Genomic DNA, 22,836 nt, shown 5'->3' with positions numbered 1-22,836 from the left:
TCAGGCCATGAATCTTTATAACATTATTCGTAACGCGAAATACCCAGATCGTCGGCGCGAATATCGGGCGTCTTGCCGGAAATAAGGTCGGCCAGCAGCTTGCCGGAACCGCAGGCCATGGTCCAGCCAAGGGTGCCATGTCCGGCATTGATGAAGACATTGTCATAACGGGTCCCGCCGATGATCGGCGTTGAATCCGGTGTCATCGGGCGCATGCCGGACCAGAAGGTCGCGGCCTTCAGATCACCGCCGGGGAACAGGTCGCTCACGGAAAGATCGAGTGTGGCGCGGCGGGCGGCGGGCAGGTTGGCGTTGAAGCCCGATACTTCCGCCATGCCGCCCACGCGGATGCGATCACCAAGCCGGGTGATGGCGATCTTGTAGCTTTCATCCATGACGGTCGAGACGGGCGCGCGCGCTTCATCGACAATCGGTGCCGTGAGCGAATAGCCCTTGACCGGATAGATCGGCGCGTTAAGCCCAAGCGATTTTACCAGTGCTGGCGTGTAGCTGCCGAGCGCCACGACATAGCGGTCGGCGGTGACGATACCTTCCGAAGTCTCAACGCCCGAAATCTTGCCGCCGGACATAAGCAGCGATTTAATATCGACGCCAAAGCGGAATTTGACGCCGAGACCTTCGGCGAGTTTGGCAAGCGCATTGGTAAACTTGAAGCAGTCTCCGGTTTCGTCATTGGGCAGGCGCAGGCCGCCGACAAATTTCTCCCGGACGCGGGCAAGTGCTGGCTCGACCTTGATGCAGCCTTCGGGGTCGAGCACTTCAAAAGGCACGCCGTCCTGCCGCAGCACTTCAACGTCCTTGCCGATGCCATCAAGCTGATATTGCTCACGGAAAAGCTGGAGCGTGCCTTGCGTGCGCTGGTCATATTCGATGCCGGTATCGGCGCGAAGCGCAATCAGGCAATCGCGGCTATATTCGGAAATGCGCACCATGCGCGATTTGTTGACCTTGTAGCGGCCCTCGGTGCAATTGGCGAGCATCTGCAAAAGCCATGCATATTGCCTGGGGTCCGTGGTCAGGCGCAGGACAAGCGGAGCGTGTTTCTGAAACAGCCATTTGGCAGCCTTGAAGGGAATGCCGGGCGCTGCCCATGGCGACGCATAGCCGGGTGAAACCTGACCGGCATTGGCAAAGCTGGTTTCAAGCCCCGGTCCTTCCTCGCGGTCGATGACGGTGACTTCATGGCCGAGTTTGGCCAGATAATATGCTGTCGTTACGCCGATAACGCCGCTGCCCAATACGGTGATTTGCATTTTTGCCTCTGTTGTTATGATTGCTGGCTGGCGGAGCTGCTGTCGATATAGACGCGAGCATATCGGTTGCCGAGCGAAGTCAGGATTTCATAAGGTATGGTGTCGCAATCACGGGCCACATCTTCGAGCCGCTGGTGGGGGCCGATGAGTTCCACGAGGCTGCCAAGCTGGAGCGTGCCTTCGGGGAGCGCCGTCACATCGAGTGTTATCGAATCCATCGAAACGCGACCGACAATGGGCAGGCGGGTATCGCCGAAATAGGCGGATCCCTTGTTGCTGAGCGAACGGAACCAGCCATCGGCATAGCCTGCGGCAATGGTGGCGATGCGCATGGGTTGCGACGCGATGAAAGTGCCACCATAGCCGATGGCCGCACCCTTATCCACGTTACGCACCTGAATGACGCGGGCGGAAAGGGTCAATACGGGCCGGATCGGATTTTCAGATCCGTCTTTGAGTACAGGTCCAACGCCGTAAAGGGCAACGCCGGGGCGGGCGAGATCGAAATAATAGGACTTTTCGAGAAAACAGCCGCCGGAATTGGAAAAGGCGACGGGAAGCTTGGGCAGGCGCGCAAGTGCCGACGTCATTGCGGCAAGCTGCGCGGCATTGGCCGGATTTTCCGGTTCGTCGCCACTAGCGAGATGGCTGATGATGAATTTGATGTCGATACCGTCGAGCAGCGATGGCTCATCGACTATCCGGTCGAGTTCTTCGGCTGAAAGGCCAAGGCGGGCCATGCCGGTATCGATCTGCAACAGGGCTGGCAGTTTGTGGTCGAAAGCTTTGGCCAATCTCGCCCAGTTTTCCACCTGTTCGAGCGAATTGAGCACGGGCAGCAGATTTTCGCGCGCGCAGGCCGCTTCGCTGCCGGGCTGAAGGCCGTTGAGAACGTAAATGGTGGCGTCCGGATTGAGGAATGGCCTCAGCGCTATCGCCTCGCCCAAATGCGCAACGAAGAAATCGCGGCATCCCGCCTCATAAAATGCAGGTGCAACGCGGCTGGCGCCAAGTCCGTAAGCATCCGCCTTGACGACGGCTGCGGCGCGGGTCGGGGCAATGCGCTGCGAAATGGCAGAATAATTATGGCGCAATGCAGCGAGGTCGATGGTCAATACGCCACCCGCTGCAAGGTCGCGTTCGGTTTGGGAAAAATGTATCGACATCTCAGCCATTTCCACTGCACCAGAGCCTGTTTCGATCTGATTGAAGCAGATCAGCGCTCTATCTGTTGGTTTTGCGCGCATCTGGTCCGAAAATCGTTTCACATTTTTCGGGGTGCGCTGTCCGTTTTTTACGGTGGAACTGGAATTATGCTCCCTTTCCTCCCTCAAACATATGACTTCGCCTGTATGGTCATGACAACCTCCTCCGCGAAGTCATGCGCCATATTAGTCGAAGACTATTCGAATGTTTTTGCTATTTTTCGCAATTTATGCGAATTTAGGCAAGAAATACGCATGTTTTAACTTTTTGGTTGAATAATCTGCATGGCAACGCTGGACAATATCGATCGCAACATCATCCGCTGCCTGCGCCGGGACGGACGCATGACCAATAGCCAGCTTGCGGTCGAAGTCGGGCTGTCGCAATCCGCATGCCTGCGGCGGGTGCAGATATTGGAGGAAGGCGGCGTCATTCGCGGCTATACCGCCATTGTCGGCTCATCGGGCGGTGATGAGCGGCTGGTTGCGATCGTCCGCATCACGCTGGACCGGCAGACGGAAGAATATCTCAACCGTTTTGAGGAAGCCGTGCGCAGGCACCCGGAAGTGCAGGAATGCTACCTGATGACCGGCGACGCTGATTATATATTGCGTGTCGAGGCGGAGGATGCGGCTTCCTATGAAATCATTCATAAGGAAATCCTCTCGCGCCTGCCCGGTGTGGCGCGTATTCATTCAAGCTTCGCCATCCGCACGGTGCTGCTGTCGAAAACGCCGGCGGTGCGGGCCTGAAACGCAAAAGGCCCGGATCAACCGGGCCTTTCATCTCTGGAAGATATTTTAACGAAATTCGTAACGAAGACCGGCGCGGACGGTATGGAGATCAAAGCCGTTATCCTTGGCCTGCGTACCGGTTGCTCCGGGGCCGGTGCCGTTATAGTCCCCGGCATTCGTATGAACCTCCCGGCGGTCCATCGCATCATAACCATAGGCCTTGCCGCCATTGATGCGTAGATAGCGATAGCCGACGTCGAGCTTGAGCTGCTCGGTCAAATCGTAGCTCACACCTGCCATCAGCCCCATGGCAAAGCGCCAGCTGTCGAGGCCTTCCTTGTCGCTGCGATAGGGGTCGGTGCAGGTCGTGCAGACCTCGGTGGTTTTCCATGTATCGTAATTGACATAGGCCGCACCGAGACCAGCGCCCAGATAGGGCGTCAGACCGCCCATTTTCGGAAGATCGACATAGGCATTGGCCATGGCGGTCCATATATTGGCCGTCGAATTGTCCTCATAATGGCAATTATCTTCCACGGGATTGAGGCCAAGACTGCTCTTTACATAGCTGGTGCAGTTGGTGCGCCCATTGATGCCTGCCCGGAAGAAATCCAGCGTGGCGTCGGCGCGGAACATGTCGTTGAAGCGATAGCCCGCACCCACACCGTAATTTGCCCCGCCCTTCAGCTTAAAATCATCATAGCGCAAGGTGTCGTCGATACCGCGATAAGGCTCCGGTGCGATGTTCCAGAAATTCCAGTTGCCGTCCGTGTTGGATTTGAATGTGTATCCAATATCGCCGCGTATATACCAGCCGGAGGAATTCAGAAGCGGCGCTGGTGCGATGGCGACCGGCTCCTCCACGATTATGTCCGCGGCTTGCGCGCTACCTGCCCCGAAAAGCATCGCGCATGTCACGAGCATTGAAGTTGAAAGATGTTTCATCTGCATTTTCCCAACCGACAACAGAGATGATTAATGATCAATTGAAGGAGAGGGTAAACGAATATACTTAAACGATAGTTACTTTAAATAAGTCTTCACTAAATTGAAGAAACCCGGCGCAGGGCCGGGTTTCAATCAATACTCAGAAGTCGACCGAGTGAAGGATCGACGGATCAATATCTTCGATATTGCGCTTCCCGCAGAGCGCCATCGTGATGTCGAGTTCCTTGCGGATGATTTCCAATGCCAGCGTGACGCCATCCTTGCCCATGGCCCCAAGCCCATAAAGGAAGGGGCGGCCGATAAAGACGCCCTGCGCGCCAAGAGCACGGGCTTTGAGCACGTCCTGGCCGGAGCGAATGCCGCCATCCATATGGATTTCGATCTTATCGCCGACGGCATCCGCAATAGGCTTGAGCATGGAGATCGAGGAGGGTGCGCCATCGAGCTGGCGGCCGCCGTGATTGGAGACGATAATCGCATCCGCCCCGGTTTTTGCGGCCATCTGCGCATCTTCGGCGTCGAGAATTCCTTTAAGGATAAGCTTGCCGCCCCATTGTTCCTTGATCCACTCGACGTCTTTCCAGCTTAGCTGAGGGTCGAATTGTTCCGCAGTCCAGGAGGAAAGCGAGGACAGGTCCGTTACGTTTTTCGCGTGACCGGCAATATTGCGGAAGGTGCGCCGCTGCGTGCCCAGCATTCCCATGCACCAGCGGGGGCGGGTTGCCATTTGCCAGATATGTTTGGGCGTGAATTTGGGCGGTGTCGAAAGCCCGTTGCGCAAATCCTTATGGCGCTGGCCAAGAATTTGCAGATCAAGCGTCAATACCAGTGCCGAACAGCCAGCAGCCCTGGCCCGACCAATGAGATTTTTTACAAAATCCCGGTCCTTCATGACATAAAGCTGGAACCAGAACGGCTTCCTTGTGACCGAGGCAACGTCTTCGATGGAGCAGACGCTCATGGTCGAGAGCGTAAAGGGAACGCCGAATGCCTCGGCAGCCTGCGCGGCCAGCATTTCGCCATCCGCATGCTGCATGCCGGTGAGGCCGGTCGGCGCAAGGGCAACCGGCATCGACACCTTCTCGCCGATCATTGTCGATTCAAGCGAGCGGTTGGTCATGTCGACCAAGACGCGCTGACGCAGCTTGATCTTTTTGAAGTCGTCTTCATTGGCTTCATAGGTCGATTGGGTCCACGCGCCTGAATCCGCATAATCGAAAAACATTTTCGGAACGCGGCGGCGGGCAAGCCGTTTCAGGTCGGCGATCTCAAGAATATCGGGCATTCTTCACCCCATTGGTCTGTTTTCTTTACCACTCGCATGACGGATTGCGCACCTGAAATCAAGAGGAAACAGGAAGGCGGCGATGAAATTAGAATTGTGCCTTATGCTTCCATTGCACCAATCATGACGCATAATGGATGCCATGGCTGTTAATATTTGGCATAATCGGCTCAAGTCTGTGGTACGACGATGCTGGTATGGCATATGCGCTTGAGGGTCATGAGATGAGCAAGTCTTCCAAAACCGGATTTATAGGCAAGAAATCCAGCGCGGCTGGCGGTTGGGGCGCGCTCAAAAGCTGCGGCAGGCAATTGCTCGCCAGCGGCGCGCCGTTATCGGGCGTGCGTACGCTGCTCAAGGCCAACCAGCCGGATGGTTTCGATTGCCCCGGCTGCGCCTGGGGTGATCCCGAACATGGTTCTTCGTTCGAATTTTGCGAAAATGGCGTGAAGGCGGTCGCATGGGAGGCCACCGAAAAACGCACGACCCCGACGTTCTTCACCGAACATAGCGTCACGGAATTGCGCGGCTGGACGGATTACGATCTCGAACATACCGGCCGTCTCACGCATCCGATGCGTTATGATGCAGCCACGGATAAATATGAGGCCGTGACATGGGATGAGGCCTTTGGCGCCATTGGCGATATTCTAAAGAGTTTCGATACGGCCGACCGGGTTGAATTCTATACGTCGGGGCGCGCTTCCAATGAGGCGGCTTTTCTCTACCAGCTCTTTGTGCGGGCCTATGGCACCAATAATTTCCCCGATTGTTCCAATATGTGCCACGAAGCCAGCGGTGTCGCACTCAAGCAATCCATAGGCGTGGGCAAGGGTACGGTGCTGCTGGAGGATTTCGAGCAGGCGGATGCGATTTTCGTCGTGGGGCAGAATCCGGGCACCAATCATCCGCGCATGCTGGGCGATTTGCGACGGGCGGCAGAGCGCGGCGCGCATATCGTTGTTTTCAACCCGGTTCGTGAGCGCGGGCTTGAGCGCTTCGCCGATCCGCAAAACAAGCTTGAAATGCTGCATGGCGGCAGTGAAGCCGTTGCCAGTGAATATTACCAGCCACGCCTTGGCGGCGATCTCGCGGCTTTTCGCGGCATGTCAAAGGCCGTCTTTGCCGCCGACGATGCGGCGCTTGCGGCAGGCGAGCCATCAATTCTGGACCGAGAATTTCTTGCTGAACACACGGCGGAATTCGAGGCCTACCGGCGTGCCGTCGACAACACCTCATGGGAAGAAATCGAGGATCAGTCGGGGCTGACGCGACAGGCACTGGAACAGGCCGCGCGGATTTATATGAACTCGCACCGCGTCATATGCACATGGGCGATGGGCATTACGCAGCATCGTCATTCCGTCATCATGATCCGTGAAATCACCAATTTCATGCTGCTGCGCGGCAATATAGGTCGACCGGGCGCTGGTCTTTGTCCGGTGCGCGGCCATTCCAATGTGCAGGGCGATCGCACGGTCGGCATCAATGAGCGTCCGAGCGCTGCATTTCTGGATGCGCTGGAAAAGGAATTCGGCTTCAAGCCGCCGCGCGATGAGGGGCATAATGTGCTTGGCGCAATCGGCGCGATGCTCGACGGCACGGCCAAAGCCTTTATCGGACTTGGCGGTAATTTTGCGCGCGCCACGCCCGATAGTCCCATGATCGGCAAGGCTTTGTCAGGCCAGCGGCTCACGGTGCATATCGCGACCAAGCTCAATCATTCGCATCTTTTGCCGGGGCAGGATTCCTTCATCCTTCCCTGCCTGGGACGAACGGAAATCGACCTGAATTCGAAAGGCGTCGCACAGATCGTATCGGTTGAGGATTCGATGAGCATGGTGCATGGCTCGGGCGGGATCAATCAGCCCGCCTCGCCGCATCTGCGCTCGGAAGTTGCGATCATTGCCGGCATGGCACAGGCAACGCTTGGGCCAAAGCCCGTCGACTGGCTGGCTCTTGCCGATGATTACGATCTTATTCGCGATCATATCGCGCGTGTTCTGCCCGACTTTTACGATTATAACCGCCGTGTGCGGGTTCCGCGCGGGTTTCATCTGCGCAACAGCGCGCGCGAACTGGAATGGGTGACGCCGCAGGGCAAGGCAACCTTCTGGACCGGCGTGCTGCCTGACGAGATCGAACATCAGCAGGCGCGTGGCAAGCCGGGGCATTACGTGTTGCAGACGTTCCGCAGCCATGATCAGTACAATACCACGATCTATGGCATGGATGATCGTTATCGCGGTGTTTATGGCGAGCGGCAGGTCGTCTTCATGAACCCCGCCGATATGGCCGATATAGGTGTGGAAGCGGGCGACCGGGCTGATATTGTCGGTGAATTTGAAGACGGGGTGGAGCGCATAGCGCATAATTTCCGTTTTGTGCCCTATGATATTCCGCGCGGTTGCATCGCCGGATATTACCCGGAAATGAATGTTCTGGTGCCGCTGGGCAGTGCCGGCGATGAAAGCTACACGCCGACATCCAAGTCTGTCATCGTTTCCTTCCGTCCCTTGCGAGCAGAAGCCGCCTGATGGACGAAGCCGAATATATGGCGCTGGTCGATGCGCTTGAGGCGACATCGGACAAAATCTCGCGGCTGGGGGCGGGGATTATCGCGGCACTTGCGTTTAATGTCGCGTCTGATAGTCGTAGTTTTGCGCGGCGCCTGGGCGTTGCGCATGCGCTTGTGTTGCGCGAAGTTACCCTGCTTGGCGAGCAGGACGATTATATCATCATCAGGCAGCGCGATGCGCGAACCCAGCGGATCCACTATGTATTAAGCCCGGCAGGCGAAACGCTTCTTGCCGAAGTGCGGCGCTAGATTCAATTTACAGTAGTAATTTCATCTGCGACAACTATGATTCATCATATCTTGAATAGATGCTTTCCCGGCGAATCTTTTCGCTGCATTGTGCCGACGACTAAACCAGAGAGAATCACGTCGATGTCAGCGGGATTGAAACCGTTTGTTTTGCGGGCAGGCAGGAATACGCTTTTCTGCGTCATGGGCCTTGTTTTGCCGTGCATTCCGGCGCAATCGGATTCGCTTAATATCGTTCCCGTCACGGTCATGGAGAGCAAATTCGGCGATTATCAGCCCAAGCTGACGCTATCGGGCTTTATCGCCGCACGCTCGCTCGTCAATGTCGCTTTCCGGGTCAATGGCCAGGTGGTGGAACGCATGGTCGAAGTCGGCCAGCATGTCGAAAAAGGCGAGTTGCTCGCGCGGCTCGACGATCTGGAGCAACGGGCGAATATACGGGTTGCGCAGGCATCGCAAGATGCGGCGCGCGCACAGCTTAAAGAGGCCGAGGCCAATTTCAGGCGCCAGCGGACCTTGCTCGAACAAGGCTTTACGACGCGCAGCCAGTATGATCAGGCCGAGCAGGTATTTCGCACGGCGCAGAGCATGCTGGTGAATGCCCAAAGCCAGTTGGGCAATGCGCGTGATGAATTATCCTATACCGAACTGCATGCGCCGGTATCGGGCGTTGTCACCGCACGCAATATCGAAACGGGGCAGGTCGTCCAGGCCGCGCAAACGGCATTTTCCATTGCGGAAGACGGCGCGCGTGATGCGATTTTCGATATGCAGGAAACGCTCGTCAACCATGCCAGAAGCGGCATGGGGGTGACATTGGCCCTGCTGTCGGATGAAAGCGTGACGGCGGATGGCCGAATTCGCGAAATCTCTCCGGTTGTCGATGCGCAGACGGGTACGGTCCGGGTGAAAGTCGCCATTGCCGAAACGCCCGAGCGCATGGCGCTGGGCGCAACGGTGACGGGTACGGTTCATATGGACCTGAACAAAGTGATCATCGTGCCATGGAGCGCCATGACGTCCGATGCGGGCCGCACTGCCGTCTGGCGGGTGACGAAGGATACCCATGTGGCGACGCTGGTGCCGGTAAGGGTTCTGGCTTACGAGAACGAGCGGGTCATTATTGGCGCGGGGCTGGGTGAAGGTGAATTGATCGTAACGCATGGCGCGCAGTTGCTGCGCACGGGTGAGCAGACCGAAATCGTGCAGGGCCTGCAGGAGGCGGACCGCCCATGAAGCAGGCAATCAGGTTCTTTTGCCGGTTTGTGGTTCTGAGTGTGCTTGTCGTGCTTGCTGCATGCGGCAAGGAGGAGGAAAGGCCCGGGCATGAAGAGGCAGTCAGGCCGGTCCTTTATGTGATTGTCGCGCCTGAACCGGCAAAGCTTATGGGCTTTGCCGGGACAATCGAGCCGCGCTATTCGACTGATCTGGCATTTCGTGTGCTTGGACGCATCATTGCCCGCCCGGTCGATGTCGGCGATCTGGTCAAGAAGGGCGACATGGTGGCAATGCTTGATCCTTCCGCGCTCGACCTTGCGGTGCAATCGGCCAAGGCGGACCTTGCCAGCGCCCAGGCACAATATGCCAATGCGGCAGCGAGCGAGGAGCGCCAGCGCATCCTGCTGGAAGGGAAAAACATTTCGCAAGCCAATTATGATGCGGCCAAGCAGGCGCATGACAGCGCCCAGGCCAATCTGGAAAAAGCGCAGGCCGGATTGCGCAAGGCACAAAATCAGCGTGGCTATGCGATTTTGAGCCCGGATTATGACGGCGTCGTTTCCCAGATCAATGCCGAGGTCGGTCAGGTGGTTTCCGCAGGCCAGCCGGTGATGAGCGTTGCAAGGCCGGATATTCGTGAGGCGGTGCTCGATATACCCGATAGTATGACGGAATATTTTATAGCCGGAACGCCGTTCAACGTTCAGTTGCAGGCCGACCCGAGCGTCACCGGGCAGGGCCGTGTGCGCGAGGTTGCGCCGCAGGCCGATGCGCGGACACGCACGCGCCGTGTGCGCGTCGCGCTCGATCATCCTCCTGAAGGTTTCCGGCTTGGGGCGACGATCCGGGCCACATTGGCGACATCCGAAAAGGAAAATGTGCTGCTGCCCATGCAGGCCTTGCTTGAAAAAGACGGGAAGACGTCGATCTGGGTCATCGACCCCAAAACGCAGACTGTAAAGCTGCAGGATGTTCAGGTTGTCGAGCAAAGGGGCGAGAGCTTTGTCGCTGGCGATGTGGGAATTGGCAGCTATGTGGTGACGGCCGGGGTGCACGAGCTTTCGCAAGGGCAGAAAGTCCGGCTGGATGCGAAAGGAAATGGCCTGTGAAAAAGGGTTTCAACCTGTCCGACTGGGCTTTGAACCATCGTTCGCTGGTGTGGTATTTCATGCTGGTCTTTCTGGTGGCGGGGCTTTTTTCCTATCTTGATCTTGGCCGTGCCGAAGACCCGGAATTTACCGTCAAGACGATGATGGTGCAGGCCAACTGGCCCGGCGCATCCATCGATGAAACCATCAATCAGGTCACTGACCGGCTCGAAAAGAAGCTCGAAGAGCTTGCCGTGCTCGACTATACGCGGAGCATCACGACGGCAGGAAAATCGATCATCTTCGTCAACCTGAAAAATTCCGTCCGAAAGAAAGAGGTGACGAACGCCTGGACCGAAGTGCGCCATATGCTCGACGATATTCGGCCAAGCCTGCCCGATGGGGTCTATGGTCCGTTTTATAACGACAAGTTTGGCGATGTTTTCGGCAATATTTATGCCTTTACGGCTGACGGGCTGTCGATGCGGCAGCTTCGCGACTATGCGGAAGATGTGCGCACCAAAATCCTGACCCTCGCGGATGCGGGCAAGGTGGAATTGATCGGTGCGCAGGATGAAGCGATCTATCTGGAATTCTCGACCCGCCAGATCGCTGCACTCGGACTGGACCAGCAGGCGATTCTTCAGGCCTTGCAGGATCAGAATGCCATTACGCCGTCAGGCGTGGTGCAGGCCGGACCGGAACGTATCAGCGTGCGTGTCAGCGGGCAGTTCAATTCCGAAGACGATCTGCGCGCGGTCAACCTGCGCGTGAACGACCGCTTTTTTCGTCTTTCCGATGTAGCCTCTATCACGCGCGGCTACGCAGACCCGCCAGTGTCGATATTCCGCGCCAACGGGCTTGATGCCATCGGCCTTGGCATCGGCATGAAGCCGAATGGCAATCTGCTCGATTTCGGGAAGGCGCTGGACGATCTGATGCAGCAGGTAATGACCGAACTGCCGGTCGGCATTGGCCTGTTCAAGGTAGCGGATCAGCCCGAAGTGGTGCAGGAAGCCGTTTCAGGCTTCACCAGGGCCTTGTTTGAAGCGGTTGCCATCGTTCTGGCCGTGAGCTTCATCAGCCTTGGGCTGCGGGCGGGTTTTGTCGTCTCGCTCTCGATTCCATTGGTGCTGGCAATCACTTTCCTTGCCATGTCCCTGATGGATATTTCGCTGCAACGCGTCTCGCTTGGCGCGCTCATTATCGCGCTGGGGCTTCTGGTGGACGATGCGATGATTGCAGTGGAAATGATGGTCGCGCGGCTGGAGCGGGGCGATCCGATCAACACAGCGGCGACCTATGTCTATTCGCATACCGCCTTTCCCATGCTGACCGGAACGCTCGTCACCATCGCAGGCTTTATTCCGATCGGCCTGAATTCAAGTCAGGCCGGCGAATATACCTATACGCTCTTTGTCGTTATTGCCGTATCGCTGATTGTATCGTGGGTGGTGGCCGTCTTGTTTGCCCCCTTGCTCGGGGTGACATTCCTGCCCCGGACGATGAAGCACCATACAGAAAAACGCAGTCGTTCCTTTGAACTGTTCTCGCGCGTGCTGCTTGTTTCGATGCGGCGCAAATGGATCACGATCACCACGACAATCGCGCTGTTTGCGGTTTCGGTTTTCGGGCTGGGCTTTATCGAGCAGCAGTTTTTCCCCCAATCGGACCGGCCGGAGCTTTTGCTCGACTGGACCCTGCCGCAAAATAGCTCGATTGCCGAAACCAAAGCGCAGATGGAGCGCTTTGAAGAAACGGTGCTCAAGGACAATCCGGATGTGCGGCACTGGAGCAGCTATATCGGGCAGGGCACTATCCGCTTCGTTCTTTCCCTCGATATTCAGCCAGCCAATCCTTATTTCGGACAGATGGTGGTGGTGGCCAGGGATGTCGCGGCGCGTGATCGGCTGAAGCAACAATTCGAGACTGTCTTGCGCAAGGATTATGTCGGCACCGATGTCTATATGAAATTCCTTGAACTCGGGCCGCCGGTAGGACGTCCGGTGCAATATCGTATTTCCGGGCCTGATATTCAGAATTTGCGCGGCATTGCGCAGGATTTTGCTGGTATTATGAGCGCAGATGCGCGTCTTGGCGTAGTGAGCTATGACTGGAATGAACCGGAACGGGTGATCCGTGTCGACGTAATGCAGGACAAGGCGCGCAAGCTCGGCATATCCTCCAAGGATATTGCGACGACGCTGAATGGCATTGTCGGCGGCATTGCCATCACACAGGTGCGCGACTCGATCTACCTGATCGACGTGATCGTGCGCGCGCAAAAGCATGAGCGCGATTCCATCGACACATTGCAGAGCCTGCAAATAGCAACAGGCAATGGCAGTTCAGTTCCGCTCGCGGCCATTGCCAATTTCCGCTACGAGCTGGAACAGCCGGTCATTTACCGCCGCTCGCGGATTCCGACGATAACCGTCGGCGCGGGCATAATCGACAAAACGATGCCAGCCACGATCGTCAACGATCTGAAATCATCGGTGGCGGCTTTTGCCGACAGATTGCCCGCCGGATATTCCATCAGGGCGGCGGGGACAGTCGAGGAAAGCGGCAAGAGCCAGGGACCGATCATAGCGGTCGTTCCGTTCATGCTCTTCGTCATGATGACCATACTCATGCTGCAATTACAAAGCTTTCAGCGCCTTTTCCTTGTGGTGGCGGTTGCGCCCCTTGGATTGATCGGCGTGGTGGCGGCCCTTCTGCCCAGCGGCAAGCCGCTTGGCTTCGTCGCCATATTGGGCGTGCTGGCGCTGGCCGGTATCCTGATCCGCAATTCCGTTATTCTCATTGTCCAGATCGAGGAACATATCGCAGAAGGAATGACGCCCTGGGATGCGGTCGTGCTGGCCAGTGAGCATCGCATGAGGCCGATTGCGCTGACGGCGGCTGCGGCAAGTCTGGCGCTGATCCCGATTGCGCGCGAAGTTTTCTGGGGGCCGATGGCCTATGCCATGATGGGGGGCATCATTGCCGGTACGGCGATTACACTGCTGTTTCTGCCTGCGCTCTACGTTGCGTGGTTCCGCATCACGGAGCCTGACGAAGAAGCCGGTGTTGTTGCGCCGCAAGAGCTTTGACCCTGACAAGCCGCTCCCTCTCAACAAGGTGACAATGACAATATGAAACGCAAGTCGGCAATCACAGGTGCGCGCATTTTTGATGGCGAGCGGTTTCATGATGCAAGTGCGCTTGTGTTTGGCGAGGGCCGGATCGAAGCCATCCTGCCTGAAGCGGCTATCGGCGCAAACCACGTAGTCGAACGGCTGAATGGCGGCATTCTTGCGCCGGGCTTCATCGATGTGCAGGTCAATGGCGGCGGCGGGCTTATGCTCAACGATCTGCCGGTGCCTGACACGATGTATGCAATCGCCCAAGCGCATCGCCAATATGGCACAACCGGCCTGCTGCCGACGCTGATCACCGACGCGGACGCGGTTCGTGACCGGGCGATTGAAGCAGCGGTTGAGGCAACCAGGTCGGATAAGGGCGTTATTGGCCTGCATCTGGAAGGGCCGCATCTGGCGCCAGCGCGTAAAGGTGCGCATCTGGCAGAACTGATGCGACCCGTTACCGATGCCGATATGGTGCTTTATATTCGCATCGCCGAACAGATTGGTGCGCTTGTTATAACAGTTGCCGCCGAACAAATAACCGCAGATCAGGTCCGTCGTCTTGCGGATGCCGGTGTGGTCGTCAGTATCGGTCATAGCAATGCTACGGCGGAGCAGGCATTCGGCCTGTTTGATGCGGGCGCGCGCAGCGTGACGCATCTTTTCAACGCCATGAGCCAGATTGGCCATCGGGCGCCGGGGCTGGCCGGTGCGGCACTCGACCATTCCGCCGTCTGGTGCGGCATCATTGCCGACGGCCATCATGTCGACCCTATGGCGCTGCGCCTTGCTTTGCGGGCGAAGCGGGGTGAAGGCCACCTTTTCTTCGTCACCGATGCGATGGCGCCGGTTGGTTCGCAAAAGGCCGGTTTCGAGATCAATGGCCGACCGGTCACGCGGGTTACAGGCGGCATTTGTTCAAAGCTGATATTGGCAGATGGTACACTTGCCGGTTCCGACCTCGATATGGCTTCCGCAGTCCGTTTTGGTGTCAGGGAACTTGAGCTTTCGCTCGCGGAAGCCCTGCGCATGGCAAGCCTTTATCCCGCGCGCTATCTGCGCCTTGACGATCGCGGCTTGCTGCAACCGGGCATGCGCATGGATGCAGTGCATCTCGATGAGAATTTATTTGCCAGAGCCACATGGCGCATGGGCGAAAAAGCCAATGCGGATTAAGGTTTAGGCGGAGTTTTTTCAAAATGAAGCAAGTTTTTGGCAATTCGTCTTGATAGCGCAATCCGGTCAGTGCATTACGCATTCTGGCATGGCGGAGATCATGCCATGTCTTAAAAGACGTAATGTGGTTGTGCCTGCGAAACAGAGGAAGTCCAATGCATAACTTTGTCCTGACCGTCACCTGTAAATCCACGCGCGGCATCGTTGCCGCCATCTCCGGTTATCTGGCGGGAAAAGGTTGCAATATTGTCGATAGCGCCCAGTTTGACGATCTGGATACGGGCCGCTTTTTCATGCGTGTGAGCTTCATTTCCGAAGAAGGCGTTGCGCTGGATGTCCTGCGCGAAGGTTTTACGCCGGTTGCGGCCCCCTTTGAGATGAATTTCGATTTTCATGACAGTGCCCATCGCACCAAAACACTTCTCATGGTCTCGCGTTTTGGTCACTGCCTGAACGATCTTCTCTATCGCTGGAAAATCGGCGCGCTGCCCATCGATATTGTCGGCGTGGTTTCCAACCATTTCGATTATCAGAAAGTCGTGGTGAACCACGATATACCCTTCCACCATATCGCTGTGACCAAGGCCAACAAGCCGGAAGCAGAACAGCGCCTTATGGATATTGTTGAGAACACAGGCACCGAGCTTGTCGTTCTTGCGCGTTATATGCAGGTCCTGTCCGATCAGCTTTGCCAGCAAATGTCGGGCCGCATCATCAATATTCATCACTCTTTCCTGCCGTCCTTCAAGGGTGCCAATCCCTACAAGCAGGCCTATGAGCGCGGTGTGAAGCTGATCGGTGCGACGGCGCATTACGTTACCGCCGATCTCGATGAAGGTCCGATCATCGAGCAGGATGTCGCCCGCATCACCCATGCGCAGAGCGCTGCCGATTATGTTTCGATCGGGCGTGATGTCGAGGCGCAGGTGCTGGCGCGCGCCGTGCACGCCCATATCCACCACCGCTCGTTCCTCAATGGTAATCGAACAGTCGTGTTTCCTGCGTCGCCGGGGTCGTTTGCATCGGAGCGTATGGGATAATTTTCGATCTCCGCAGATTGATGCATCGAACGAATACGAAGACAAAACCAATAAAAAACCCCGCGGATCGCGGGGTTTTTCTTTGGTCTTTTATCAAGATCAATCAATATCGAAGGAAACGCCCTGAGCAAGCGGCAGAGCCTTCGAGTAATTGATCGTGTTGGTCGCGCGGCGCATATAGCCTTTCCATGCGTCCGAACCCGATTCACGGCCACCGCCGGTTTCCTTCTCGCCGCCGAATGCGCCGCCGATTTCAGCGCCGGACGTGCCGATATTGACATTGGCGATGCCGCAATCCGAACCTTCGACCGAAAGGAAACGTTCGGCTTCCTGAAGATCGAGAGTGAAGATCGAGGACGAAAGGCCAGCGCCAACGGCGTTGTGGCTTGCCAGAACGTCGTCGAAATCGGAATATTTCATCACATAGAGGATCGGCGCGAAGGTTTCTTCGAGAACCGGGCCTTCCTGCTTTGGCATTTCCACGATCGCCGGACGCACATAATAGGCGTTCTCATAACCGGTATCGACACGTTCGCCGCCCTGAACCTTGCCGCCATGCGCGGAAGCGTCCTTGAGGGCCTTCTGCATGTTGTCGAAAGCCTGCTTATCGATCAGCGGGCCGACCAGAGCGCTGGTTTCGAGCGGAGAGCCGATGGAAACGCTGGCATAGGCCTTCTGAAGACGTGGGACCAGCGCATCATAGACACTTTCATGCACGAAAAGACGGCGCAGCGTGGTGCAGCGCTGGCCTGCGGTGCCCATGGCACCAAAAGCAATCGCGCGCAGCGCCATGTCGAGATCGGCTGACGGGCAGACGATACCGGCATTGTTGCCGCCCAGTTCGAGGATCGCGCGAGCGAAACGCTTTGCAAGACGCGGGCCGACTTCGCGGCCCATACGGGTCGAGCCTGTGGCGGAAACCAGCGGCACTTTCGGGCTGTCGACGAGCACTTCGCCGATTTCGCGGTCGCCAAGCAGAACCTGCGAAACGCCTTCCGGCGCATCGCCGAAGCGCTTGAGTGCGCGCTTGAAGATCGCGTCACAGGCAAGGGCGGTGAGCAGGGTCTTTTCGGATGGCTTCCAGACAACCGTATTGCCACAGACGATGGCGAGCGCCGTGTTCCACGACCAGACGGCGACGGGGAAGTTGAAAGCGGAAATCACGCCGATCACGCCGAGCGGATGCCAGGTTTCCATCATGCGATGGCCGGGGCGTTCGGTGGCGATGGTGAGGCCGTAAAGCTGGCGCGAAAGACCGACTGCGAAATCGCAGATGTCGATCATTTCCTGCACTTCGCCGAGACCTTCGGATGGGATTTTGCCTGCTTCGAGCGAAACGAGGCGGCCAAGGTCTTCCTTGGAGGCGCGCAATTCTTCACCGAGCAGACGAATGAGTTCGCCGCGTCGTGGAGCTGGAACCGTGCGCCATTCGCGGAAGGCTTCATCGGCCTTCGCGATGATCTTTTCAGCATCTGCTTTATTGTGCGACTTGATCGCTGCAATCTGCTCGCCGGAAACCGGGCTGAAACCGGCAAGGTCGCCGCCCGTATAGATGGCAGCATCGACGCCGAGTTTGGAAAGAAGCTCTGCGGCTTCCTTTTTCACATCGATTTTTCTGACAGCAGTGTTCATGACTTTCCTCTCTGCTTTTAGAGCGTATATCGATCCGATTGCATCAGATCGACGCTCTGCCTTTTTATTTAGCGCGCATCTTTTCCGAAAACTGCTTCCACTTTTCGGGATGCGCTCTCATTCATTCAGCCGCTTCAAGACCGCGCATATGCAGCTTTACGGCTTCGATCGATTCGCGTTCGATGCGGGCATAATGCTCGAATTCATTGAGCACCTTTGCGCCAAGATCCTCCTCGAAGCGCTTCTGGTTGGGACTTTCGACAAATTCCTGCGCGTCGTCATCGCCCAGATTGGACTGGAATATACCGGCAGCGCTGACCGGCAGAAAGTCTTCATAGGTTACGGGATCGAACTGGACTGCGCCCGCTTCTACCAGAGTTTCAATATCGGTATCCGGCTTGAAAGCTGCAAGCATGGCTGCATTTTTCACCGAATAGGCAAAATAGCCAAGGCCCTGTGCGCGAATATCGGCCCAATTATCCGGGAATGCAGTGAAAGTGTCGCCAAGCGCCTTCACATATTGGCTCGCATTGGAGCCATCGGGAGCGGGGCGAATAATGGCACGCGTATCGTTGAGCAGCTTGTCGTAAAGTGCACGACCCTTGGGTGTGAGGGCTATGCCGCGCTGCTCGATCTCGCCGAAGCGGGCCGTATGGGAGCCGGGGGTCCACTCACCATCTTCGCCGATGAAGGAGACTTCCTCTTCCAGCGCCTTGAATGAAGTCTGGCGCAGGAGGATCGGGCATTTGCGGGTCGGCGGGCCTTCGACGACAGCCTTGGGATTGATGCCGCGTTCCGGCATTTGTGCCTGTACGGCGTCAATGTCGAGGGTGCGCGGCGTGAGGTGATTGATGTGCGGGCCTTTGAACGAAACCACGTCCGCAATCAGGCGATGTGCATCATGCAGGCGATGATAAAGTTCAGTGCTGACATTGGCGCGGTCATGCCAGCGGAATGTTTCGAGAACTTCCGCGACGAAGCTTCTGGCGTCTTCATCGCCCAGACCGCCTTCGGCTTCCGCCTTCTCGACAAGTGCAATCGCGCCCGGCGTGAAGATATTGCGCTTTGACAGAACTTCTTCGGCTTCCGCGCGCAGCGTTTCATCGGCGATCAGATCAAGACGCAGCAAAGAGGTGAAAACGCGGAACGGATTGATTTTCAGCGCCGCATCGTCAATCGGACGAAATGCGGTGGAATGAACCGGAACGCCTGCGGCGCTCAGATCGTAATAGCCGACCGGGAACATGCCCATGACGGCAAACACACGGCGCATCATGGCAAGTTCGGCTGCCGTACCCAGACGGATCGCGCCATGGCGTTCCTCGGAGATACGCTCAAGCGAGTCGGTTTGCGTCAGGCGCTCATGCAGGTGGCTGTCATCTTTCAGCACCTTGGCATTTACGTCTGCCACGAGATCCATCAATGTGCCATAGGCGGGCACTTCCTGTTTGTACATGGCCGACATTGCTGCCGAAAAAGCAGAGCGGATGACGTCTGGCGAAACGAATTTGTGCGCGTTCATTGCGAAGGTTTCCGTAGAACTTGGTTCATCTTGGGGTGGCCATGTCAATTGTGGGAGGAACATGCCTGGATTATGATGAAAATGTATCATATCAGCGGTTTTGCGGTTATGATCGCGACGAACGCAACTATGTTAATGCGAGAATGGAATGAAGCTAAGCAGGAGATTGATCCCCGACATTGCGACGCTACAGGCGTTTGAATGTGCTGCACGGCATGGCAGCTTCACGCAGGCAGCGCATGAGCTCAATCTCACCCAGAGCGCTGTCAGCCGTCAGATCAAGGATCTCGAAAGCCAGCTTGGCGTGCTGCTTTTCGAGCGGATTCGCCAGCGTATTCTCCTGTCCGATGCGGGCCGCAAGTTTTTGCCGGAAGTGCGTCGTCTGCTCAACCAGACTGAAGATACGATGTTGCGCGCCATGGCTTCGGCGCAGTCGACATCATCATTCAGCATTGCGACCCTGCCGACCTTCGGTACGCGCTGGCTGATGCCGCGTATGCCTGATTTTGTGAGCAAGCATCCCGGTATCGCACTGAATGTCGCCTCGCGTTCGGGTGTTTTCGATTTCGAGGAACAGCCTTTCGACCTTGCTATCCATTATGGGCAACCGGTCTGGGCCCATGCGACCTGCACATTCTTATGCAGTGAGGTCATTGTGCCTGTGGCCAGTCCGGCCCTGTTGCAGAAGCACCATCCATCGGCTCCCGAAGAACTGGAGGATGAGCCGCTGCTGCATCTGGCGACGCGCCCGAAAATGTGGGCGCAATGGTTTGAAAGCTGCGGGGTCGAGGGGAAATCCGCCTATCACGGCCATCGCTTCGAACAGTTTTCGATGGTTATCGGCGCAACGGCTGCCGGGCTTGGTTATGCTCTTTTGCCGCTTTATCTGATCGAGCAGGAATTGCGCAGCGGTGAACTGGTGCTGTTGTTCGAAAAGCCGATGCGTACCGAGAACGACTATTATCTGGTCGTGCCGGAAGGAAAGCTTGAGAACCCGCTCACGCAGGTGTTTTGCCAGTGGATTGCCGGTCAGGTGGGCGACACCGATTATTCCGGGCTGGTTCATTCCGAACGGGTATGAACTCTTGCGCAAATATCGTTGTCCAAGCTATGGGTGCCGCATGCCATAGATATGGTGCCGGTGTGATCGGCCTTTGCCAATATTATATGAAGTGATTGCTACCATGCTGAATGATCCACGTTCTCACGGCCTATGGGAAAAGACTGCCCCCGCCGCTCCACAGACCATCGCGCTGCAAGGCGATCTGACGGCGGATGTGGTGATTGTCGGCGGCGGGTTTACCGGCCTTTCAAGCGCGCTGCATCTGGCGGAAAAGGGTGTAAGGGCGGTCGTTCTGGAAGGTGTGGAAATCGGCTATGGCGGATCGGGACGCAATGTCGGCCTTGTCAATGCGGGCATGTGGGTCATGCCGGATGATCTGCCGGGCGTACTGGGCCAGAAATATGGCGACCGGCTGCTCGAAGCGCTGGGTAATGCCCCAAAGCTGGTTTTCGAGCTTATCGAAAAGCACAAGATCGCCTGTGAGGTTGAAAAGCAGGGCACGCTGCATTGCGCGGTCGGCAGGAAGGGCCTGAAGGATATTGAGAACCGCTATGAGCAATGGGTGCGGCGCGGCGCCAATGTGAAGCTGCTCGATGCGAAGGAAACCGAAGCCAAAATGGGAACGAAAGCCTATGCGGGCTCGCTTCTCGATCTGCGCGCGGGTACAATCCAGCCGTTGGCCTATGTACGCGGTCTGGCCCATGCGGCCATCGCAGCGGGCGCGCAGGTGTTTACGGGCAGTCCGGTCATCGGCGCAAGCGAGGAAAATGGCAAATGGGTGGTGAAGACCGCCAAGGGGAGTGTGCGCGCCGATTGGGTCATCGTCGCAACCAATGCCTATACCAATGCACCATGGGCGGAGGTGCGGGCTGAGCTGGTGCATCTGCCCTATTTCAACATGGCGACAAAGCCGCTTTCCGATAATTTGAAGAAAAGCATCCTGCCGGAGCGGCAGGGTGTGTGGGATACCAAGGAAGTTCTTTCGTCCTTCCGTTTCGATCAACAGGGCCGGATGGTTTTCGGAAGCGTCGGAGCGCTGCGTAATACGGGTGCTGCGGTGCATCGTGCATGGGCGAAGAAATCACTCAAGCGCCTGTTTCCACAGATCGGCAATGTGGAATTTGAAGCCGAATGGTACGGCAAGATCGGCATGACCAATGACAGCCTGCCCAAATATCACCGTCTGGCGCGCAATGTGGTGGGCTTTTCGGGCTATAATGGCCGCGGCATCGCACCGGGAACTGTATTCGGCAAATATCTGGCGCAGGTCGTTTCGGGTGAGATCACGGAAGCCGATCTTCCTCTGCCGGTGAGTGACCCGAAAGAGCAGAATTTGCGCGGTTTGCGCGAAGCCTATTACGAGGCGGGCGCACAGATTGCGCATGTTGCCGAGATTATCGTCTGAGGACGCGCGTTCTGTCATATAATTGAAGTGCAGTTCGGATATGGCATCCGCATCTCTTCCGTATAAAGAAGGGATGCGGCAGGTCGTCACTCATCCCTTGGTTGAAAGTCGCCTTTCCGTGGAAGAGTGATTCTGCCGGAAGGGCGTTTCACAAGAGATGTTTGACAGGTGAACTATGAACAGGAATCATTGCGCTTCTCGTTATGACAGCATTTGCAGGGTCTCTGTTCGTATGCAGCACGGTCATGCCGGCGCTGCCGAACAGGTCGCGCGCAATCAACAAGATGTACGAGGAGTTAATCCCATGAATAAGATGCTCAAGCGCGCTGGCGCCGTTTCGGCCCTGCTTGCCCTGTCTGTTGTCGTGGCGCAGGCTGATACGCTTATGCTTTACACCTCGCAGCCCGAAGCCGACGCGACCAAGACGGTCGAGGCTTTCCGCAAGGCCAACCCCGATACGGAAGTGCAGATTTTCCGCTCCGGCACCAGCGATCTCCTCACCAAGCTTGCGGCTGAATTCGCAGCAGGCGCACCCCAGCCGGACGTGCTTCTCATCGCCGATGCGGTGACGATGGAAGGACTCAAGAAGGACGATCGCCTGCTTGCTTATCCGGAAGCAAAGCTGGATGGTTTTGCAGCCGATTCCTATGATGCCGACAAGACCTATTTTGGCTCCAAGCTCATCACCACCGGCATTGCCTATAATACGGCTGCCGAACAAAAGCCTGAAAATTGGGCCGATCTTGGCAAGGCTGAATATAAGGGGCAGGTCGTCATGCCAAGCCCGCTTTATTCGGGTGCTGCGGCCTATCTCCTGACCGGCTTTGCGCTCAATGAGAATCTGGGCTGGGACTATTTCAATAAATTGAAAGAAAACGAGCTTGCCAGCGTCAAGGGCAATGGCGCAGTGCTGAAATCGGTGGCCAGCGGCGAAAAGCCTTATGGCATTCTCGTGGACTTCATGGCGCTCAACGCCAAGGCCAAGGGTTCGCCGGTTGAGTTTGTTTTCCCGCCTGAAGGCGTGCCTGCCGTTACCGAACCGGTTGCTATCATGGCGACGGCCAAGAACGTGGAAGGTGCGAAGAAATTCGTCGATTTCATTCTTTCCGACGATGGCCAGAAGCTGGCGCTTGAACAGGGCTATCTGCCTGCCAAGGAAGGCGTAGGCCGTCCGGCATGGCTGCCGGAAGATGCGAAGATCAAGATCATGTCGATTGACACGCAGAAGGTCTTGCAGCAAACCGATGCGGACAAGAAGCAGTTTTCTGAACTCTTTGGCGGATAATGCAA

17 protein-coding genes are annotated in these 22,836 nt (G+C 56.8%); 11 read left to right on the top strand and 6 right to left on the bottom strand.

Annotated features, from left to right (window positions below; all coding sequences use genetic code 11):
- Positions 1 to 23: 23 nt before the first annotated feature.
- Together DKP76_RS14165 and alr are read right to left on the bottom strand one after the other, a co-directional pair.
- Positions 24 to 1,274, bottom strand: a complete 1,251-nt coding sequence (locus DKP76_RS14165) for a D-amino acid dehydrogenase (RefSeq protein WP_109707444.1) — start codon at positions 1,272 to 1,274, stop codon at positions 24 to 26.
- 14 nt (positions 1,275 to 1,288) lie between these two features.
- Positions 1,289 to 2,449, bottom strand: a complete 1,161-nt coding sequence (gene alr / locus DKP76_RS14160; protein ID WP_109707556.1) for an alanine racemase — start codon at positions 2,447 to 2,449, stop codon at positions 1,289 to 1,291.
- Between the two features lie 315 nt (positions 2,450 to 2,764).
- Here alr and DKP76_RS14155 point away from each other — a divergent pair, with 315 nt between their 5' ends.
- A complete protein-coding gene (locus tag DKP76_RS14155; RefSeq protein ID WP_109707443.1) occupies positions 2,765 to 3,232 on the top strand; it encodes an Lrp/AsnC family transcriptional regulator in 468 nt (155 codons plus the stop codon).
- A 48-nt stretch (positions 3,233 to 3,280) separates the two neighbouring features.
- Here DKP76_RS14155 and DKP76_RS14150 read toward each other — a convergent pair whose 3' ends face one another.
- Together DKP76_RS14150 and DKP76_RS14145 are read right to left on the bottom strand one after the other, a co-directional pair.
- Positions 3,281 to 4,159: an outer membrane protein gene (locus tag DKP76_RS14150; RefSeq protein WP_109707442.1), complete on the bottom strand. Its 879-nt coding sequence runs from the start codon at positions 4,157 to 4,159 to the stop codon at positions 3,281 to 3,283.
- Between the two features lie 142 nt (positions 4,160 to 4,301).
- On the bottom strand, positions 4,302 to 5,447 hold the full coding sequence (locus DKP76_RS14145; protein WP_109707441.1) for an alpha-hydroxy acid oxidase: 1,146 nt from the start codon (positions 5,445 to 5,447) through the stop codon (positions 4,302 to 4,304).
- Between the two features lie 224 nt (positions 5,448 to 5,671).
- Here DKP76_RS14145 and DKP76_RS14140 point away from each other — a divergent pair, with 224 nt between their 5' ends.
- The 7 genes from DKP76_RS14140 (at position 5,672) to purU (ending at position 15,924) form a co-directional block, all read left to right on the top strand.
- Positions 5,672 to 7,984 (top strand): FdhF/YdeP family oxidoreductase, encoded by a 2,313-nt coding sequence (locus tag DKP76_RS14140; protein WP_109707555.1) that lies wholly within the window; start codon positions 5,672 to 5,674, stop codon positions 7,982 to 7,984.
- On the top strand, positions 7,984 to 8,274 hold the full coding sequence (locus DKP76_RS14135) for a hypothetical protein (protein WP_425349404.1): 291 nt from the start codon (positions 7,984 to 7,986) through the stop codon (positions 8,272 to 8,274). The genes DKP76_RS14140 and DKP76_RS14135 overlap by 1 nt, the downstream gene beginning before the upstream one ends.
- Positions 8,275 to 8,457: 183 nt before the next feature.
- Complete coding sequence (locus tag DKP76_RS14130) at positions 8,458 to 9,510, top strand: efflux RND transporter periplasmic adaptor subunit (protein ID WP_245410245.1); 1,053 nt, start codon at positions 8,458 to 8,460, stop codon at positions 9,508 to 9,510.
- On the top strand, positions 9,507 to 10,601 hold the full coding sequence (locus DKP76_RS14125) for an efflux RND transporter periplasmic adaptor subunit (protein WP_109707438.1): 1,095 nt from the start codon (positions 9,507 to 9,509) through the stop codon (positions 10,599 to 10,601). Before DKP76_RS14130 ends, DKP76_RS14125 begins: the two co-directional genes overlap by 4 nt.
- The gene (locus tag DKP76_RS14120; protein WP_109707437.1) at positions 10,598 to 13,675 is read left to right on the top strand and encodes an efflux RND transporter permease subunit; all 3,078 of its coding nucleotides are present in this window, start codon (positions 10,598 to 10,600) and stop codon (positions 13,673 to 13,675) included. Before DKP76_RS14125 ends, DKP76_RS14120 begins: the two co-directional genes overlap by 4 nt.
- Before the next feature lie 42 nt (positions 13,676 to 13,717).
- Positions 13,718 to 14,884: an N-acetylglucosamine-6-phosphate deacetylase gene (gene nagA, locus DKP76_RS14115; RefSeq protein ID WP_109707436.1), complete on the top strand. Its 1,167-nt coding sequence runs from the start codon at positions 13,718 to 13,720 to the stop codon at positions 14,882 to 14,884.
- A gap of 155 nt (positions 14,885 to 15,039) precedes the next feature.
- Positions 15,040 to 15,924, top strand: a complete 885-nt coding sequence (gene purU / locus DKP76_RS14110; protein ID WP_109707435.1) for a formyltetrahydrofolate deformylase — start codon at positions 15,040 to 15,042, stop codon at positions 15,922 to 15,924.
- Between the two features lie 99 nt (positions 15,925 to 16,023).
- Here purU and amaB read toward each other — a convergent pair whose 3' ends face one another.
- Together amaB and hglS are read right to left on the bottom strand one after the other, a co-directional pair.
- Complete coding sequence (gene amaB / locus DKP76_RS14105; RefSeq protein WP_109707434.1) at positions 16,024 to 17,556, bottom strand: L-piperidine-6-carboxylate dehydrogenase; 1,533 nt, start codon at positions 17,554 to 17,556, stop codon at positions 16,024 to 16,026.
- Positions 17,557 to 17,677: 121 nt separating this feature from the next.
- Entirely contained in the window at positions 17,678 to 19,078 is a 1,401-nt protein-coding gene (gene hglS / locus DKP76_RS14100; protein WP_109707433.1) for a 2-oxoadipate dioxygenase/decarboxylase HglS, read from the bottom strand.
- A 148-nt stretch (positions 19,079 to 19,226) separates the two neighbouring features.
- Here hglS and DKP76_RS14090 point away from each other — a divergent pair, with 148 nt between their 5' ends.
- The 3 genes from DKP76_RS14090 (at position 19,227) to DKP76_RS14080 (ending at position 22,831) form a co-directional block, all read left to right on the top strand.
- Positions 19,227 to 20,159, top strand: coding sequence for a LysR family transcriptional regulator (locus tag DKP76_RS14090; protein WP_109707432.1), 933 nt, complete (start codon positions 19,227 to 19,229; stop codon positions 20,157 to 20,159).
- Between the two features lie 103 nt (positions 20,160 to 20,262).
- Positions 20,263 to 21,546 carry an NAD(P)/FAD-dependent oxidoreductase gene (locus tag DKP76_RS14085; RefSeq protein WP_109707431.1) on the top strand — a complete coding sequence of 428 codons (1,284 nt, stop codon included), beginning with the start codon at positions 20,263 to 20,265 and terminating at the stop codon, positions 21,544 to 21,546.
- 304 nt (positions 21,547 to 21,850) lie between these two features.
- On the top strand, positions 21,851 to 22,831 hold the full coding sequence (locus tag DKP76_RS14080) for an ABC transporter substrate-binding protein (protein WP_109707430.1): 981 nt from the start codon (positions 21,851 to 21,853) through the stop codon (positions 22,829 to 22,831).
- Positions 22,832 to 22,836: the final 5 nt, after the last annotated feature.

It is taken from the genome of Falsochrobactrum shanghaiense (genome assembly GCF_003149535.1).
Taxonomy (GTDB): Bacteria; Pseudomonadota; Alphaproteobacteria; order Rhizobiales; family Rhizobiaceae; genus Brucella; species Brucella shanghaiense.
The sequence above is the reverse complement of the archived record's forward strand: the minus strand, read 5'-3'. Positions and strand labels throughout refer to the sequence as shown.